The organism is Francisella sciaenopsi (genome assembly GCF_045862875.1).
Classification (GTDB): domain Bacteria; phylum Pseudomonadota; class Gammaproteobacteria; order Francisellales; family Francisellaceae; genus Francisella; species Francisella sciaenopsi.
Genome location: NZ_BTHG01000002.1, coordinates 195,111 through 211,904 on the forward strand (window position 1 = coordinate 195,111; position 16,794 = coordinate 211,904).

Genomic DNA, 16,794 nt, shown 5'->3' on the forward strand with positions numbered 1-16,794 from the left:
TATGACAAAAAAACAAGTTATTTCTTATTATGAGAGTCATGCTCATGAAGATGATGTAAGAACTATACTTGAGAAAGCTAAGCAAATAATAGATGCTCAATCTTCATTAAAAAATCATGCTATAGTTCTTGATATTGATGAAACTTCATTGAATCATTATTATCCTTTTAAAGAAGAAGGCTTTCCTCAACAGGAGAATCATCAAATTTGGGATGAACTACTTGCAAAAACTAGTGCTTATCCAATCAAGGCTACTTTAGACTTTTATCTTTACTGTCTTGCTAAAGACCTTAAAATATTTTTCATAAGTGCGCGTTTTGCTAAGCATCTAGAAGCGACAAAACAGGCATTGTCTAATGCTGGTTATGTAGGTTTTGAAGATGTATTTGTTTTTCCAAATAACTTGACAGAATATGATTCCAAGGGCTTTAAAAATTTTAAGGCAGAGAGAAGGGCTTATATTGAATCTATGGGGTATAAGATACTTATCTCAATAGGAGATCAATCATCTGATCTAGTCGGAGGTTATGCTCTTAATACCTTTCAGTTACCTAATTATTTATATGGAGAAAATTCAGTTTTTTAGTAAATTGATTTGGATTTAAATATTAGATAATTGCCTATGAATATTAAAACAGCACAAGCTATAAGAAGTAAAATACTTATGCTTTGATCAAATAGCATAAATGCAAATAAAGGCCCCCAAATAATATAAGTAATATTTAGTGACATTGCTAAAGTTACATTTGAGTACTTAAATGCTTGCATATATGCTAGATCTGCAATATAGCCAATAACACCAATAGCAGCTATAAGTAATAGCACATAAATACTAACGGTATCGATTATAATCCAAGTGAATGGTAAGAATATTATAATTGTAGAGATCTTACGTAGAAAAAGTAATGTATTTGCCGAGACATCGGCATTCAAAACCATTTTATAGATAACGCCTTCTAGTCCCCAAAAAATAGCTGCTAAAATTGCAAAGCTAAGACCTATAATACTATTTGCCTGATCAAATAATTCACTATATGTGGTTAGGGCAATACCAATTAAAACAATTATAAATCCAGATATCTTTAGAGGAGTTAAACTTTCCTTAAGAAATATCCGCGCACCTATCATTCCTACAGCAGGATAGCATGATGATATTATAATCGCTGTCCCAGTAGAGATATCTCTTGTTGAAAGCATATACATAGTCATCGCAAGTCCACCTAGAAGTGGGATACAGCATATACTTATAATTTGCCAAAGCTTTAGGTCTTTAACTTTTTTTACAGATGATTTTGATATGATACTAACAGTTGCTGCAACTCCCAAATCATGTATTGATGTAAGCCACATTGAAACTAAAAAAGTCATTGTGAGAAGTGTGTGAACTTGTCCTGCTAATGTATAGTCAAGACCCCAAAATATTCCAGATAGCGAGCCAAATAGAAAAGCTCGTTTTTTAAAATTCAAACCAAAAAATCCTGAGAATAAGAATAATTTATCTATACATTAGCTAATTGAATGAAATATTACAAGTATAGATGTTTATATAGTTTGAAGTTATCCGCGGATAGGCTCTTTTTGAGGTTCTATTAGTATTTCATTTAGGGCAACATTTTTGGGTTGATTCATCGCAAAAACTATTGTCTCAGCTATTTGTTGTGGCTGTATGAAATTATCTGAATCATCACTAGCATATTTTTTGACAGCCTCACTATCTGTAGACATGTTTTGCAATGGAGTAGCAACATTACCTGGTTGGATGTTGATAATTCTGACATCTTTATCAATTAACTCCAAACGAATGGCTCTAAGTGTATATTCCATAAAAGCCTTTGAACCTGAGTAAATCGCTAGACCTGGAAAGGCTTGCCTAGCAGCATCAGATGTTATGTTAATCAGCATGCCTTTATTTTTGATTAGTGATGGTAGTACAGAGTATAAAAGATTAGTAAATCCTATGACATTAGTATTTATGGTAGTCATCCATTCTTGGTAATTTCTATTCTCTATACATTGATAATACATAACACCTGCACAGTTAATCACATAATCAAATTCACCAAAGTTATCTATACTTTGGTTTATAAAACTCTCTACTTGAGCTAAATTCTGGATATCTACTGATTGAAAGAATGTACTATCACCTTGAATATCAATCTCACGACGCGAGCATAAAGATATTTTCATTTGCTTTTCTCGGCATGCATTAGCAATAGCTTTACCCATACCACTAGAGGCACCGACTATTAATACATGTTTATTTGTAAGTAGGCTCATTTTTACCTCCTAGAAAAATATTATTTATATATTCAGCAGTTATTTCTGAATAATTTGTATTAATCTCTTTCATGATTCTTTGGTAATTGGTTCTATCATAGTTACATATTGATGAGTCGATGTTTAGCTTATCATTTGCTAAGAACTTTGTTGAGTCATCTATAATAGCATCAAGCCAATTATTATATTCGATAGTTTCATAATTGAAACATTTAGCTAATATGTTTGTGTTAAGAAAATTTTTGTTAGTAATATTAAGGGTGTTGTAGTCTGGCTTAGTCAATATAATATGTTCTACAATCTTAGTTATATGATCTACTGGAGTCATTTCTAAGTTTATATTTTGAGGTATTTTCTTCTGGGTAATTATTTCTTTTAGTAGTAACCAGTTCGTATCAGATTTATTTATATAGCTAGGTGTTTGAGGTGAGATATTTCCTAGTCTTAAAACACTTGCATTAAGACCTTTTTCAATCATTTTATGAACGAGTTTTTCTGCTGCCCACTTTGTTTGTGAGTAGCCAGACTCTAGTGATTCAATCCAATCAATGGAGTTAGATTCATCAAAAACTTTATTCAGATGTAATGGGAATATTCCATTAGTGGATATGTATATTAAATGTTTACTTTTATTCGTAAGACAAAAATCAATACAATGTGCTGTTCCATCAAGATTGCTTGGTTTCAAAGCATTATAAGGTAATAGTAGGTTAACAGATGCTGCTGTATGAATAACAGTATTTATCTCTTTAGATAGTTCTAACCATTTTTTACTATCTAAACCAAAGTTTGTTTTAGTAATATCTCCATTTAAATATACTATTTTTGAGTTTGTTTTAACGTCGAGTTTTTTAAGAGTTTTTTCGACTCTTTGTCTTGCTTGGTTTTTATCTGTAGCTCTTACCAAACAGTAAATTGTTTGTATTTTCTCATTTGATATTAATTGAGCTACAAGGTGAGAGCCTAAAAATCCTGTTGCGCCTGTCAATAAGATATTTCCAGTATTTGTTGAGGGTAAATCTTGGCAAATATTTGGTTTTATTACGGTTGTAAATTTATTAATATCATCCAAGATCTCTTGAGCGATTTTTTGTTTTGTTGAGGATTTATTATTTGTTATTAGATTATAACTATCTTGCAAAGAACTTTTTTCAACAAAATTGCTGATAGTAATATCAAAGCCAAGCTCTTTTAGATTACTTATAAGTAACATTGCAGATAAGGATGATCCGCCAAGCTCAAAAAAACAGCTTGTTAGAGATATATCATCTTCAGATATATTTAAGATATTTGACCATAGTCTTTTATAGTCTTGCAAATTATTGATTGATTGAACTTCTTGAGTTTCAATGATTAAATCATCATGTTTAATGCTATTCCTATCAAGTTTATTTGAGTATCTGTTAAGAGGTATTTCATCGAGTAGAACAATATATTTAGGGAGCATATAGTGAGCTAGATAAGGAGCAATTTTATCTAGTAGTTTTTTAGATGGTTTATTGTTATCTTTTAGATTCCATCGTTGGCGAAAAGTATCTTGATTCTCTTTGGGGATCTCTAAATATGCAATTAGTGATTCTGACATTCTTGTGGCACCAATTTTATCGACTATACAGTGCATTATGTCAAGTTTATCCTTAATAACAGATTCAATAAATGGTAGTGAAAGGGTATAACCTCTTAGTTTGATAATATAATCACATCGACCATATATTGTTATTAACTGTCCATCATCTGATAGCTTGCCAAAATCTCCAGTTTTATAAAGGCGCTTTTTGATAGGGCTATTTGCTGCAGTGATAAATCTTTCTGTATTAAGGTCTGGTCTATTGATGTATTCATTAGCTAATCCTATAGAATGGATATATACTTCTCCTTTTTGACCATTCTTAACTATTTCTTTATTTTCATCAAGTACAACAGCATCAACCTTTGGTAGTACATGACCAACAGGTACAATGCCATCTTCTTCTAAATATTTATCATTTGGGTGTAATTTATATACTGCAACATCGTGACATTCAGATATGGAATACAGATTATATATATTTGTGGAGCTCATGAACTTTTCTAGTTTGTATTGTAACCAACTAGAAACTACTTCACCATTTAACCAACATGTATCAATATTATTAAATATTTCTATAGCAGTATCTTCAGAAGTGGATAGTAGTGTTTCAAGATACGAAGGTGTAAAGAGAATTTCATTGATCTTCTTATTTTTGATATATTTTGCAAGCGCTTTAAAATCATAAAGTATTGTATCTGGAATTATATTAGTTTTTCCACCTTTTAATAAGGGTCTAAATGCTTCCCAGAGATAATAAATATTACAACCAATTGAACTACTACTATCATAGGGTTTGATAGTTTCTCTAATCTTGTATGATTCAAGTATCGCTCTGTGAGATATTGAGATGCCTTTATTTTTGCCTGTAGTACCTGATGAGTATACTAGCCAAAAATCTTTTTCTGGATCTATGTTTATATCTATAGATTCTTGAATGTAAGAGTCATCACATTTTGAGATGATATTTATATAATCTATACATTTAACTGATTTAATATCTGGTATCTCATCACATAAAATTAGATCTGAGTTCGTATCATTTATGATATCCTTAAGTAAAGGTAAAGGAAATGATTTGTCTAGTTGTACGCAGCTTGCGCCAATTGCTGATATTGCGAGAAACGCAATAATGATCTCATATCTTTTTGAGCTATATATTGAGATTATACTATGCTGATTATAGCCATTTTCTAATAAATATTTTGCTAAATTTGTGATTTGATTAGCTGTTTGCTGATATGTAAGTTCAATATTTTCATCAGTGATAGCTATATCGTTAGGAGTTTGTTTAGCTTGAATAAAAAAGCTATTGCTAAGAGTATTTGGAATCACTATTTTAAGAGTGTTTACTTGAGTATTAATAACTATGTTAAATGATTTAGCTGATGAAGATAAGTAAAGAATCAAAAAATGCTTATTTTATTAATATTTACAGATCATATTGTTATGAATTAAATCTAATTATAAATTATCAAACTTAGAAAAATTAGTTTACAATAAGATTAGGTAGAAGATAGTTTTCTTTGAATAATGATAGATAAAAGTGGGTATCGAGCGAATGTAGCGATAGTTTTACTAAATAGACAAAATAGAGTTTTTTGGGGTCAAAGAAAGAGCAGAACTTCTTGGCAATTTCCTCAGGGAGGAGTTACAACAGGTGAGACACCATTGCAGGCTATGTATAGAGAGTTGTACGAAGAAGTTGGTTTACGCCCTCATGATGTTGAAGTAATTGCATCTACTAGAGATTGGTTTAAATATGATATTCCAGATTCACTTGTGAGAAGTAAAGAACCGGTATGTATAGGGCAGAAACAAAAATGGTTTTTATTAAGGTTAAAAACTTCAGAAAGTAATATTAACTTAGAGGCTAACGACTCGCCTGAGTTTGATAATTGGAGATGGGTAAGTTATTGGTATCCAATAAATCATGTGGTTTATTTCAAGCAAGATGTTTATCGAAAAGCACTGACTTATTTCAAAGAATATTGTACAGACTAAATTTCTATAGATGTGCTTTAGCCAAAGATTTTTTACTTTCTTCGTTATAGACAGTTGCCGTCCAAATACCATCACATACTTTGTTATCTCTATCTAGAACAGATTCCACGTCAGTTATATGCTTTTGACTAATTATAAGCATAAAGTTATTTGCATAACATTTTGAATTTTCTGGCGGTTGCCATTTGAAGTAGATATCGTTATTGTATGATTTATCAATATCTAATTTAACAGTAGCCATTTATCTCATGAGATTCTTGTATATGGACTAAATTTATATTAGCAAATGCATAGGCGTCAGCATTAGCTGCTTTTAGATCAGTGGTTGTTTCAAGATTTTGAATTTTAATATTGTTATCAGATTTGTACATACTATCCATAAAATTATTATATTTAGTACAGCTACTTGCCAAAACAGTTATTATTATCAAACAAAAAAATTACTTTTTTCATTTTTTCTCCTAAGTTTAAATATTTTATATAGTATTTTTATAACGCTTTATACATATAATTGATACTAAACATATAAATGCGACTAGTGGCATTATGCTACTTAAAACATCAAATAAGTTACCACCTTTAAGTAAAATTTCTCTAATAATATTTAAATAATGAGTTAAAGGTAGTAGATTTCCTATTACTTGAGCCCATTCTGGCATACCATCAAATGGGAACATAAATCCTGATAGTAATATTGATGGTAAAAAGAAGAAGAATGTTAACTGCATTGCTTGAAGCTGTGTTTCTGCAACTGTAGAAAAAGTAATACCAACAAGTAAATTAGCTAAAATAAAAGGTAAAGTCGCTAGTAGTAATAATGGGATACTACCAATAATCGTTATATCAAATATTGCCTTAGCAAAAAATATAATAAGTATTAATTGAAAGTATCCCACTAATATGTATGGAGTTATCTTACCAAATATTATTTCTATAGAATTAACAGGAGTGGCTAAAAGTGATTCAATAGTTCCATATTCTTTTTCTCTAGTAATAGTCATAGCAGTAACCATGACCATAGTCATAGTTAATATAACACCTGCTAAAGCAGGAACAATTGTATTTTGAGTTTTATTTTCTGGATTATATTTATTATGTATGACAAATTTAAAAGGAGTTTTATTAAGTGATAAATGATTTCCTTTTGTAAAATAATTACTATTTATTTCTTTAACTGCATTTATCGCAGCTAATGCAGCGCCGCCAGGGGTTGCACTGGCTGCATCACTGATTATTAATGCTTCTGGAGATCTATTTGCATAAATATCTTTGGTGAAATTTGCAGGAATATCAATTATAAACTGAACTTTACCTTGACGCATTAGTTTTAGGGCTTCATCTCGTGATTGTAGCTGATATTTAATATTAAAATAGTTTGTATTATTAATCTTACTAATTAGATAATTGGTTTGAATAGTGTGATCATTATTTACTATGGCTGTGCTTAAATGCTTTGGATCTAAGTTTATGGCAAAACCAAATAGGATAAGTTGAATAAGCGGTATACCAATTAACAATCCAATAGTTAACTTGTCTCTCATCATGTGAATGATTTCTTTAAGTAAAATTGCGTAATACCTATTAAAACTAAAATACTTTGTCATGCAAAATTATCCTTTTCATTTTTCATTAAATAAATGAAAGCATCTTCAAGAGAAGTTTCTATTTCTTGCCAGTGATATTCTTTATATTTATTTATTATGTGATTAATATCTCTATCATTTTTAACACTTAAATGTACGGTGGAGCCAAACATAGATACTTGTTCTATTTCAGGCTTGCTTTGTAGTTCTAATACTAATCTAAAAACATTTGTTCCAGCTATATCGTAAGTTTTGATACCACAACTATTGATGATGTCTTTTTGTGTTCCTGTTGAAAGCATATTGCCGTAAGCAATATATGATAGTTTGTTACATCTTTCAGCCTCATCCATATAATGTGTTGAAACAAGAGTAGTTATACCTTTATTTGAGAGGGTTGATATATAGTCCCAGAAATGGCGTCTAGCCTTAGGATCCACGCCAGCTGTAGGCTCATCTAAAAGTAGTAACTTTGGATCATGAATTATCGCGGCACCTAGCGCAAGTCTTTGTTTCCATCCTCCAGATAATTGCCCTGTTCTTTGATTGGCTCTTGCTTTTCCTATTTCAAGATCATCAATAACTTTCTCAACAGCTACTTTTACATCTTTCAGATCATGTAATCTTGCAAAAATTTTTAGATTTTCTCGAACAGTTAAATCATTATAAAGGGTGAATTTTTGTGTCATATAACCAACACGTTCTTTAATTTTATGACCGTGTGTACCAATATCAAAGCCTAAACAAGTACCTTCGCCACTGGTAATTGGAAGTAAGCCACAAACCATACGAATAGAAGTTGTTTTACCTGAACCATTAGGCCCTAAGAATCCGTAAATATCACCTTCTCTAACTTTTAGTGAAATACCATTTACAACTTTTTTGTCACCAAAAGTCTTTGTGAGATTTTTTACATCAATGACAAAATTATCTTCATTACTCATTATAAAACAATCCTTACTGGTTCACCTACATGAATATTAGATTCATCTGCTTTATAATTGATATTGGCTTTAACCTCAAAGGATATCTCGGAGTCAGCATTTATGCCATATAGCAAAGGAGGAGTGTACTCAGCATCTTTTGATATATATTTGACAATGGCAGTAGTTGAAGAACCTGTATCTGTAGATATATTTAACTCATCACCTAAATGTATTTTGTTTATATCATATTTAGATACATAAAATACAACATATACATCATTAGGATTTATAAGAGATAATACCGGGTTATAAGCTCCTACTATCTCTCCCGGACGATAATATATTTGATACACATATGCTTTTTCTATAGATTTAACTGTTGCAGAATCAACTCTAGCTTTAGCTTTTATGTAATTGGCGTAAGCTGATTGATAATCTTTCTTAGAAGTGCCTTGATATTTTAGGAGCTCTTTTTGTCGTAAATATTGATCTTTGGCATATTCTAAGTCAGCATTTGCACCTACTATATTAGCTGAAGCTGATACTTCATTTTTCGATAATTTTCTCTTTGAGTCGAGAGAGTATAGTAATGTACCTTTATCTACAGATTGGCCTTCTGTAACATTTAATTGAAGAAGTTTTCCAGATTCTTCTGAAGCTATATATCTTATATTGGTAGATACATAACCAGGAATAACTTTCTGATCAGGCTGAAAAAAATAGTAGAGGACACCACTTAGAATAATAATTATTAAGATTGTTGATAGAATTATTATTTTTTTAAATTTATTCATACTTACGCATCTAAAAATTAGTTTGATAATCAAATTATAAACAGAATATTTAGGAAAACAATAATAATTCAATCAATTGTTTGAATTATTTATTTACTTTATAAATTTTTTACGCTAAATTAATGTATATCTTTTATGAAACGACTATGTCATATGGAGTTAAAGTTTGAAAAAAATACTAATTTCATTAAGTACAGTTTTAGCAGTAAGCTTTATTTCGAGCTGCAGTTTCTTTAATCCTAAGTATGATAAGCCAGAAATTAAAACTCCTGAATTGTGGCATAGTCAGCAAACTATAAAAACTAATGATATTGACCTTACTAATCTAGCATGGTGGCGTCAATTTCATGATCCAACTTTGAATAGCTTGATTGATACTGCTCTTAGAGATAATAACCAGCTTCAAGTTGCTATTGGTAGTATAGTTGAGGCTCAAACTGAAATAGATAAAGCAAATTATGGTTGGTTACCAACAGCTAGTGTTGGTGGTGGGGGTGTTATTGGCCAGACTTTTGGGACTAATTATAGTTCAAGTGTGCCTAATCTAAATATGCCTCAATCAGCAACTTTTGGTGGTGGTGCAGCAGGTATACTTCCTAGCTATACTATAAACATCGTTAGGCAATTTAAGTTAGGGGAGATTTCTCGCTTAAGTAAAAAGATGCAACTAAATGCAAAAAATGCTATCCGTATGTCAATAATTAGCCAAGTTGTAGCTACATACTTTTCATTATTAATGGCTAATCAACAGTTAGAGCTTCAACAGGAAATGGTTAATAAGCTTGATACTTTGTATGTTTTCTATAAAAGAGAACATGAGGTTGGCTCTGATTCTGCATTTTCACAACACTTCTTAAAGCAACAACTTGAGTCGCAAAAAGGAAAGATAGCAACTATTAAAAATGATATCGTTCATTTACAAAATTCTTTAAGAATATTGACTAATAAAAATCCTGGCGATGTTAGCTCATATCGTAAAATTAGTGATATTAACGCCAATGTTGAAGTACCAATAAACCTACCTTCACAAGTTTTACTAAATAGACCAGATGTTGCTATTGCAGAATACAAGCTCCAATCAGCCAATGCGAATATTGGATTGGCAAGATCGCAGTTTTTCCCAAGTATTGATTTGACTGGTACTTTTGGTAATGCAACGCTTGCTTTAGGGCAACTTGCTACATTTAATGCCTGGGCATGGGCAGCTCAAGCAGCTTCAACTGTCCCTATATTTAATTTGAGTATTCTAGCTGATACCAATAAAGCTAAAGCACAATTCTATCAAGGATATTATGATTATATCGATACTTTAAGAAAAGCGTTCAAAGATGTAGATAATTCTCTTTCAGAACATACGGCATATCTTAATAATCTTGATAAACAGAAAAATGCTTTAGAGGCTGTATATCTGCAGAATAAGTTATATGCTAAGAAATTTGAAGTTGGAGATGTAAGTAAAGCTGATACAGTAGCAATTTCATTGAATGTGATTAATCAGGAAATGGAAGCAAATCAAGCTAAACTAAACACTTTAGTCAGCATCGTGAACTTATATCAGGCATTAGGCAGTGGTTATAACGTTGATAACTATAATAAACCAGATTACAGTAATCCAGCTTTTAATAAGTAGAATTAGTTTTCTAATGGAGTATTTACAACAGCATCAATACATATTGAAACCTGTTGTAAAATTTCATCTTTAATATCAGATAGATTATTGATATTGCTCATTCTTTTAAAGCTTTCTCGAGCAACAACAAACCCTAGTATTTGTCCAAGTACTATCTGTTGCCTAATAACTAGTTTATTATCAATTTGGCAGTCATAAATTACGGAGCTTAATTTTAAAGCAGTATTTAGAAGGGGTTTCATTTGACCTTCATACATGATATCAAAAGCAGAAGTAGGGCTGGCTTGTTCTCGAATAATTATCTTTGCCCAATCTCTAGACTCTTCATTACCAATCAGAGTTTTTGCTACATTTAGAGATAACTGTTTATAGATTTCTCTAGCTTTTTGTTTAGATAGCTTAGGATTGTTAATTTCTAGCATAATTGAGCTCATAGCTTCTTTATTATCAGACATTATTTTTGAGACTATATATTTTATGACAGCCTGATATAGACCTTCTTTACTCTCAAAATGATACTTTATAGAAGATATATTAGCATTCGCCTCATTTGCAAGCATACGAGTAGAAGTCGATACGACTCCATATTCTCCAAAGAGCTTTAATCCAGCTAAGAGAAGAGCTTGTTTTGTTTTATTTGTTTTTTCACTCATTATGAGGCTACATTATTTTGTTCAACAAATGCTTTTGACCACAAGTAGGTAAAAATACCTATATATGCAGCTACTATTACATCAGAGATAAAGTGATCTAATATAATAATTCTACTAACAGCAACGAAACAACATATTGCTAAAGCTATGACTGTGATAAGTTTTTTGTCAAAAAAGTTGGCTATGGCAAGTAAGCCAGCAAAAGTTAATGCTGTATGACCGGAGGGCATAGAGTTATAAGCTTTTTTGAAAGATAAAAAATGAAAGCCATATCTATTATCAAAGAGTAACATTTCTGGTCTGTATCTGGCTAGTATGACTTTGACTATAGTAGTAATTAAAATAGTCATTATTAGTGTTAATGACATAATATACAGTTTTTCTGATGGTTTTTTAGTTAGATGTTTATAAACGCATACTAGTGTAACAACAGCTGTGATGATAGCCCAAACTTTAGGTGAAAAAATTTGAGATGTTAGGGCTGCTGCAGTACTAATAGCGGTACCAAAAAAATCACTGGTGTGTATAAGGTTTGCTACTTTTACATCTAAAAAATTATAACTAAATATTACGACTATTAATGTTATTATACCGTATAAAAAAGTTTTTTTTGCAAGTTTACAATCAAGGCATTTCATAGTTAAATTTATTTCAAAATTACCGAATTAGTTGGTAAAGTATAATACTATCACAAGTAATTTTAAATACTAAAATGTTTGATAAAGGCTGGTATAAAAAAGCTAAACATATAAAAAGCCCAAACTTTAACCAAAGACCTAATATTAATGATATTAGTCTAGTGGTTATACACTGCATAAGTTTACCGGAAGGCAAGTATGATAATACTAATGTTGAAAAATTTTTTACAAATAATCTTGATTGTCAGCAACATACGAGCTTTGAAAGTTTAAATGGTGTTGAAGTGTCCGCACATTTTTACATAAAAAGAGATGGTGAGATAATACAATTTGTTTCTATAAAAAATAGAGCTTGGCATGCTGGTATCAGTAAATTTAATGGTCGAGAAGGCTGTAATGATTTCTCAATAGGAATAGAATTGCAAGGAACAGCTCAAGACTTTTATAAAAGTGAGCAGTATCGAGTGCTAAATATTTTATTAAAAGATTTAAAAGAGGCATATCCATCTGTGAAAGATATAACTGGACATCAAGATATTGCCCCAAATAGAAAAACAGATCCAGGTACCTTTTTTAGTTGGGATATGGTTGAGTTTTAATCTAAGAAAGATGTCAGCAAAGGTGAAATTGCCAAAATTACTCCAACGACTATTACAAAATTTAATGATAGTCCTTTTAGGTGATGTAGAGAAGGTGTTCTATACACAATAAAAGCAGGTATGAAACAGCCGATTATAGCAAATATTGGACCACATAGAGGTAATAAAACATATACAGGATATTCAAATACAATAGCGCTCCATGTTATAAGAAATATGCAAATTATAGAGATAAGATTTAGAATTTTTTCACTACGTCTTCTATTAACTTTCTTTGTAATTATGAATAAAATACCTAGTAAAGAATTTTTCATTCCATAAAGGATGCTCAAAAACGAAGTTAGAATTGCAAAAATGTTTATAGCTCCACCAAAAGTGTCCAACCATGAATTTGATACACCATTTTTTTTCAACAACACGAGACCTGAGTAGTTGTTTTCAATTGCTGACACTGCCATATCATGAGAGATGGTCATTGAAAATGAGAGGATAAAAGATATAACAATTAATGTTAATATTATGAATGCCACTTTCATTCCATGTACGGCTCTTTTCTCAGCAATATCTGTTGCATAATGTTTTTTATAGGCTATAGTCATTGGAGATAGTGTTTGTATAAAAAGTATCGAAGTCAGTGTAAATGGAATTAAGATTATAAGCTTCTGGATAGAAACGCCTAGTCCAGGAGTATATGTAGTATTTGCAAAATCCCAGTAGGGGGCTAGTGAAATGGTGATTCCTAGTATTGCTACTACCAGTATTACAGCAAATACTGTTATTGACTTGACAAGAAATTTCTGGCTTTTAAATCCTATAAGCATTAGCGCTATTACAAATAAAAAGCTCACTAAAAGATTTGATTTTATATTTGGGTTGTCTGTTAGATTGAAACTATAAGCATAATCAGAGAATGTTTGTGCAATAACCTCTGCGTATATAGTAGTCCAAATAAGCATCATAATAAGATAAGTTATGGATAATAATATTTCGGCTTTATCTCCAAGAACTTCTTTTATAATCTCGCTATAAACCTTAGGTTCTTTGGAGGCAAAAAGAGTTCTTATATATAGTCTTTGTAATAGGTATATACCAGGGTATGTTATTAGCACAGCTACTATAAATAATGGTAGACCGACAATACCTATGCTTACTGGAACCATTAATATCCCAGCGCCAATAGCCATGCCAAAGTTAATACTTAGCCATTCAAAGTCAAATTTATTCAAATTGAACAGTTTCATTACTTATATCTCCTAAATAAAGTACGCAAATAATGTTATGGTGAAATAAAAGTAATTATAATATAAAATATTTTTAGTAGTTGGCAGAATTAATAAATTCTTCAAAAAACATTTTGATTGGTTAAAGGTAGATTTTTAGTCTAGAGGAGATCACAGAGATGAGTAGAGAACAACAATTGATAGATTTGTTGTATAAAGAGGTTGTACCAGCTGAAGGATGTACAGAACCTGTAGCTTTGGCATATTGTGCGGCAAAAACAAGAGATGTGCTAGGACATATACCTGATAGGATAGATGTTTTTGCTTCTGGTAATATGATTAAAAATGTGAAAAGTGTAACTGTACCAAATAGTGGTGGAATGATTGGTATAGAAGCTTCTGTCGCGATGGGTACAATTGCTGGTAATGCAGCTAAAGAGCTTATGGTTATTTCTGGGGTAACTAAAGCAGAGCTTCCGAAAGTACAAGAATATTTACAAAAAGATTGCATCAAAGTATTTAATGCATCTAAGCCTATAAAGCTATATATTCGTATAGAAGCGTATTATAAACAAGACAAGGTTATAGTTGAGTTTAAGTATACGCATACAAATATTACTTTAATCAAAAAGAATGATGAAATTATTTATGAAGTTGATGATACAGATAATAAGAGCAATCTTGTAGATGAAATAATCTCTAAATTCTCGATTAAAGAGATTTATAAAATTGCATCACAATTAGATACATCTAAAATCAGTGATATGTTAGATAAAATTGTTAAAGACAATTCTAATATATCGAATGAGGGTTTGGTGCATCAATATGGTATCCAGACAGGCAGAAATATTCGTTCAGGTATTGATAATGGTTTTTATGGAGATGATATCCGTAATCGTGCAGCATCAGCAGCATCAGCTGGTAGTGATGCAAGAATGGGTGGCTCAGCATTGCCTGTGATGACAGCTGCGGGTAGTGGTAATATAGGTTTAACTTTATCCTTACCTTTAATTGAGTTTGCAAAGTCAAAGGGTAAGACACAAGAGGAACTTTATAGGGCTTTATTCTTTGCGATTGTTTCAACAGTCTATATTAAGTCTAGCATTGGTAGGCTATCAGCTCTATGTGGACCAACATGCGCATCTGCAGGTATTGCAGGGGGATTAGCGATGATGTTGGATTTATCAGAAGAGAAGGTTGAGAAATCTATTATTAATGCTTTAGCAGGAATTATTGGTATTATGTGTGATGGCGCTAATTCATCGTGCTCTATTAAGATAGCAAACTCAGTATATGCAGCATTTGATGCTGTAAATGCTGCAATGCTTGGTAATACGGTGACTCCACATGACGGTATTGTTGGTGATGATGTTGAAGATACAATCAAAAATATTGCAATTTTGGCTACTGGTAAAGGAATGAATGAAACAGATGATGCTATCTTAGGGGTAATGACAGGAAAATTGGCAGATATCTGTAAATAAAGCAGATTTTAATAACTCTAGGTTGCAGTATCTTTTATCAAAAAACATCTTTTATTTTATAAGTTTTTCTAAATGAGAAACTAAATTATCTTTTACCATTAAAGATATGCAGATAATAGTGGCGATATACACAAAATAATTCCAACTAAAACTATATAGTAAACAGAAATAGTTTTATATTTTGCAAATCTATCTACCTTAAAAACAATATAGGCCGGTATTAAACAACCTATGATACCAAATATAGGACCGCACCATGGAACTAAATAGAAAATAGGTATTTTAAATATAATAGATAACCACGTTAACAATATTATCAAAATAATAATAGTTGCTTCTATTTGATTTGAAGAGAATTTTCTCTTATCAAAGAATTTTTTTGTGATATTTAATAATACACCTCGTAATGACTCTCTCATTCCTGTTAAAATACTTAAGAAAGCTGCTAAAATAGCGCAAATATTTATAATTACTCCGAGTATTTGCAAAAATGTATTATGACTATAGATTTTTAAAAGTATTGAAAATACTGATTGATTGTGATTCTTAGCCAAAATTGCTTGATCTTGAGGAATAATTAAAGCCAGAGAAAGAACATAAAAAGAAACAATTATCAATAATGTAAAAAAAGCTATTTTCATAGTTCTTTGAGCTTTGTACTTTGCTAAATCATTATCCTTAGAATATTGCTCTCTATATCCCATCACCATAGGACTTAATGATTGTATAAATAATATGGTTGTTAAAGAAAATGGAATCATAATTATTGTTTTAGGTACAGCTTCCCAGCCTTTGGGATAGATACTCAGCTGAGAGAAGTTCCACTCAGGGATGACATATATAGCTGCCACAATAACAGAGCATAGAAGTATAAGGGTTAGTAAAGTAGATGCTTTGAATAGTAGATTTTTACTTTTTGTTCCAATAGCTACTAAAATGATCATTAATATCAAGCTATAAATGCTACTATTATCGAGTCTAATATTTATTATATTAAAGTGATATAGATAATCGCTAAGAGCATTCGCTACTGTCTCAGCATAAACTATAGTCCATATGGACATCATTATGAAATACAAAAAACCAAGAACAATACTCCATTTTTCACCTAATAGGTCTTTTATGGTTTCACTGTAGCATTTTGATTCCTTGGTATCAAATAGAGTGTTCATATATAGTTTTTGAAATAAAAAAATAGCAGGATAGGCAAATAATGCAGATATCAAATATATAAGTATGCCAGATACTCCAACTGTAACTGGTACCAAAACTATACCAGCACCTAGAGCCATTCCAAAGCTTATTACAAGCCAACCCCAATCAAAAGAGTCAAAATTTTTTGAGTATAAAACAGACACTTAATCTTCCTTTAAGCTAAGTATTATTTTTAATTATACTCCTTATTTGTAAAGAGGGAAA

17 protein-coding genes are annotated in these 16,794 nt (G+C 31.0%); 5 read left to right on the plus strand and 12 right to left on the minus strand.

The genetic code is table 11. From position 1 onward, the window contains the following. Position 1: 1 nt before the first annotated feature. Positions 2-586, plus strand: coding sequence for an HAD family acid phosphatase (locus ACKTR7_RS03445; protein WP_407877022.1), 585 nt, complete (start codon positions 2-4; stop codon positions 584-586). On the opposite strand, the gene ACKTR7_RS03450 is transcribed toward ACKTR7_RS03445, so the two are convergent. The 3 genes from ACKTR7_RS03450 to ACKTR7_RS03460 form a co-directional block, all read right to left on the minus strand. Continuing rightward, positions 583-1,467 (minus strand): DMT family transporter, encoded by an 885-nt coding sequence (locus tag ACKTR7_RS03450; RefSeq protein WP_407877023.1) that lies wholly within the window; start codon positions 1,465-1,467, stop codon positions 583-585. The two genes, ACKTR7_RS03445 and ACKTR7_RS03450, sit on opposite strands and share 4 nt — an antisense overlap. A 90-nt stretch (positions 1,468-1,557) precedes the next feature. Continuing rightward, positions 1,558-2,277 (minus strand): SDR family oxidoreductase, encoded by a 720-nt coding sequence (locus tag ACKTR7_RS03455; RefSeq protein ID WP_407877024.1) that lies wholly within the window; start codon positions 2,275-2,277, stop codon positions 1,558-1,560. Further along, positions 2,258-5,254, minus strand: coding sequence for a non-ribosomal peptide synthetase (locus tag ACKTR7_RS03460; protein WP_407877025.1), 2,997 nt, complete (start codon positions 5,252-5,254; stop codon positions 2,258-2,260). Before ACKTR7_RS03460 ends, ACKTR7_RS03455 begins: the two co-directional genes overlap by 20 nt. 123 nt (positions 5,255-5,377) lie before the next feature. Between ACKTR7_RS03460 and ACKTR7_RS03465 the strand changes: the two genes are divergently transcribed. Continuing rightward, positions 5,378-5,848 (plus strand): RNA pyrophosphohydrolase, encoded by a 471-nt coding sequence (locus ACKTR7_RS03465; protein ID WP_407877026.1) that lies wholly within the window; start codon positions 5,378-5,380, stop codon positions 5,846-5,848. 4 nt (positions 5,849-5,852) lie between these two features. Here ACKTR7_RS03465 and ACKTR7_RS03470 read toward each other — a convergent pair whose 3' ends face one another. From ACKTR7_RS03470 to ACKTR7_RS03490, 5 genes are all read right to left on the minus strand, one after another. Then, positions 5,853-6,089, minus strand: a complete 237-nt coding sequence (locus ACKTR7_RS03470) for a hypothetical protein (protein ID WP_407877027.1) — start codon at positions 6,087-6,089, stop codon at positions 5,853-5,855. Continuing rightward, the gene (locus ACKTR7_RS03475; RefSeq protein WP_407877028.1) at positions 6,076-6,219 is read right to left on the minus strand and encodes a hypothetical protein; all 144 of its coding nucleotides are present in this window, start codon (positions 6,217-6,219) and stop codon (positions 6,076-6,078) included. The genes ACKTR7_RS03470 and ACKTR7_RS03475 overlap by 14 nt, the downstream gene beginning before the upstream one ends. 105 nt (positions 6,220-6,324) lie before the next feature. Beyond that, positions 6,325-7,452 (minus strand): ABC transporter permease, encoded by a 1,128-nt coding sequence (locus ACKTR7_RS03480; protein WP_407877029.1) that lies wholly within the window; start codon positions 7,450-7,452, stop codon positions 6,325-6,327. Beyond that, a complete protein-coding gene (locus tag ACKTR7_RS03485) occupies positions 7,449-8,375 on the minus strand; it encodes an ABC transporter ATP-binding protein (protein WP_407877030.1) in 927 nt (308 codons plus the stop codon). Before ACKTR7_RS03485 ends, ACKTR7_RS03480 begins: the two co-directional genes overlap by 4 nt. Further along, a complete protein-coding gene (locus ACKTR7_RS03490) occupies positions 8,375-9,151 on the minus strand; it encodes an HlyD family secretion protein (RefSeq protein ID WP_407877031.1) in 777 nt (258 codons plus the stop codon). Before ACKTR7_RS03490 ends, ACKTR7_RS03485 begins: the two co-directional genes overlap by 1 nt. A 166-nt stretch (positions 9,152-9,317) precedes the next feature. Between ACKTR7_RS03490 and ACKTR7_RS03495 the strand changes: the two genes are divergently transcribed. Beyond that, entirely contained in the window at positions 9,318-10,781 is a 1,464-nt protein-coding gene (locus ACKTR7_RS03495) for a TolC family protein (protein WP_407877032.1), read from the plus strand. Positions 10,782-10,783: 2 nt separating this feature from the next. Here ACKTR7_RS03495 and ACKTR7_RS03500 read toward each other — a convergent pair whose 3' ends face one another. Next, positions 10,784-11,434 (minus strand): CerR family C-terminal domain-containing protein, encoded by a 651-nt coding sequence (locus ACKTR7_RS03500; RefSeq protein ID WP_407877033.1) that lies wholly within the window; start codon positions 11,432-11,434, stop codon positions 10,784-10,786. Then, entirely contained in the window at positions 11,434-12,072 is a 639-nt protein-coding gene (locus ACKTR7_RS03505; RefSeq protein ID WP_407877034.1) for a phosphatase PAP2 family protein, read from the minus strand. Before ACKTR7_RS03505 ends, ACKTR7_RS03500 begins: the two co-directional genes overlap by 1 nt. Positions 12,073-12,146: 74 nt before the next feature. Between ACKTR7_RS03505 and ampD the strand changes: the two genes are divergently transcribed. Beyond that, positions 12,147-12,671 (plus strand): 1,6-anhydro-N-acetylmuramyl-L-alanine amidase AmpD, encoded by a 525-nt coding sequence (gene ampD, locus ACKTR7_RS03510; RefSeq protein WP_407877035.1) that lies wholly within the window; start codon positions 12,147-12,149, stop codon positions 12,669-12,671. Here ampD and ACKTR7_RS03515 read toward each other — a convergent pair. Continuing rightward, on the minus strand, positions 12,668-13,912 hold the full coding sequence (locus tag ACKTR7_RS03515) for an aromatic amino acid transport family protein (protein WP_407877036.1): 1,245 nt from the start codon (positions 13,910-13,912) through the stop codon (positions 12,668-12,670). The two genes, ampD and ACKTR7_RS03515, sit on opposite strands and share 4 nt — an antisense overlap. Before the next feature lie 158 nt (positions 13,913-14,070). Between ACKTR7_RS03515 and ACKTR7_RS03520 the strand changes: the two genes are divergently transcribed. Continuing rightward, positions 14,071-15,375, plus strand: a complete 1,305-nt coding sequence (locus tag ACKTR7_RS03520; RefSeq protein ID WP_407877037.1) for an L-cysteine desulfidase family protein — start codon at positions 14,071-14,073, stop codon at positions 15,373-15,375. 98 nt (positions 15,376-15,473) lie between these two features. Here ACKTR7_RS03520 and ACKTR7_RS03525 read toward each other — a convergent pair whose 3' ends face one another. After that, positions 15,474-16,733 carry an aromatic amino acid transport family protein gene (locus ACKTR7_RS03525; RefSeq protein WP_407877038.1) on the minus strand — a complete coding sequence of 420 codons (1,260 nt, stop codon included), beginning with the start codon at positions 16,731-16,733 and terminating at the stop codon, positions 15,474-15,476. Positions 16,734-16,794: the final 61 nt, after the last annotated feature.

Excerpts from the sequence above, each read along its gene's own strand:
- ACKTR7_RS03445 (WP_407877022.1), top strand. The coding sequence starts at position 2 with ATGACAAAAAAACAAGTTATTTCTTATTATGAGAGTCATGCTCATGAA.
- ACKTR7_RS03455 (WP_407877024.1), bottom strand. The coding sequence starts at position 2,277 with ATGAGCCTACTTACAAATAAACATGTATTAATAGTCGGTGCCTCTAGT.
- ACKTR7_RS03465 (WP_407877026.1), top strand. The coding sequence starts at position 5,378 with ATGATAGATAAAAGTGGGTATCGAGCGAATGTAGCGATAGTTTTACTA.
- ACKTR7_RS03470 (WP_407877027.1), bottom strand. The coding sequence starts at position 6,089 with ATGGCTACTGTTAAATTAGATATTGATAAATCATACAATAACGATATC.
- ACKTR7_RS03475 (WP_407877028.1), bottom strand. The coding sequence starts at position 6,219 with ATGTACAAATCTGATAACAATATTAAAATTCAAAATCTTGAAACAACC.
- ACKTR7_RS03480 (WP_407877029.1), bottom strand. The coding sequence starts at position 7,452 with ATGACAAAGTATTTTAGTTTTAATAGGTATTACGCAATTTTACTTAAA.
- ACKTR7_RS03485 (WP_407877030.1), bottom strand. The coding sequence starts at position 8,375 with ATGAGTAATGAAGATAATTTTGTCATTGATGTAAAAAATCTCACAAAG.
- ACKTR7_RS03490 (WP_407877031.1), bottom strand. The coding sequence starts at position 9,151 with ATGAATAAATTTAAAAAAATAATAATTCTATCAACAATCTTAATAATT.
- ACKTR7_RS03500 (WP_407877033.1), bottom strand. The coding sequence starts at position 11,434 with ATGAGTGAAAAAACAAATAAAACAAAACAAGCTCTTCTCTTAGCTGGA.
- ACKTR7_RS03505 (WP_407877034.1), bottom strand. The coding sequence starts at position 12,072 with ATGAAATGCCTTGATTGTAAACTTGCAAAAAAAACTTTTTTATACGGT.
- ampD (WP_407877035.1), top strand. The coding sequence starts at position 12,147 with ATGTTTGATAAAGGCTGGTATAAAAAAGCTAAACATATAAAAAGCCCA.
- ACKTR7_RS03515 (WP_407877036.1), bottom strand. The coding sequence starts at position 13,912 with ATGAAACTGTTCAATTTGAATAAATTTGACTTTGAATGGCTAAGTATT.
- ACKTR7_RS03520 (WP_407877037.1), top strand. The coding sequence starts at position 14,071 with ATGAGTAGAGAACAACAATTGATAGATTTGTTGTATAAAGAGGTTGTA.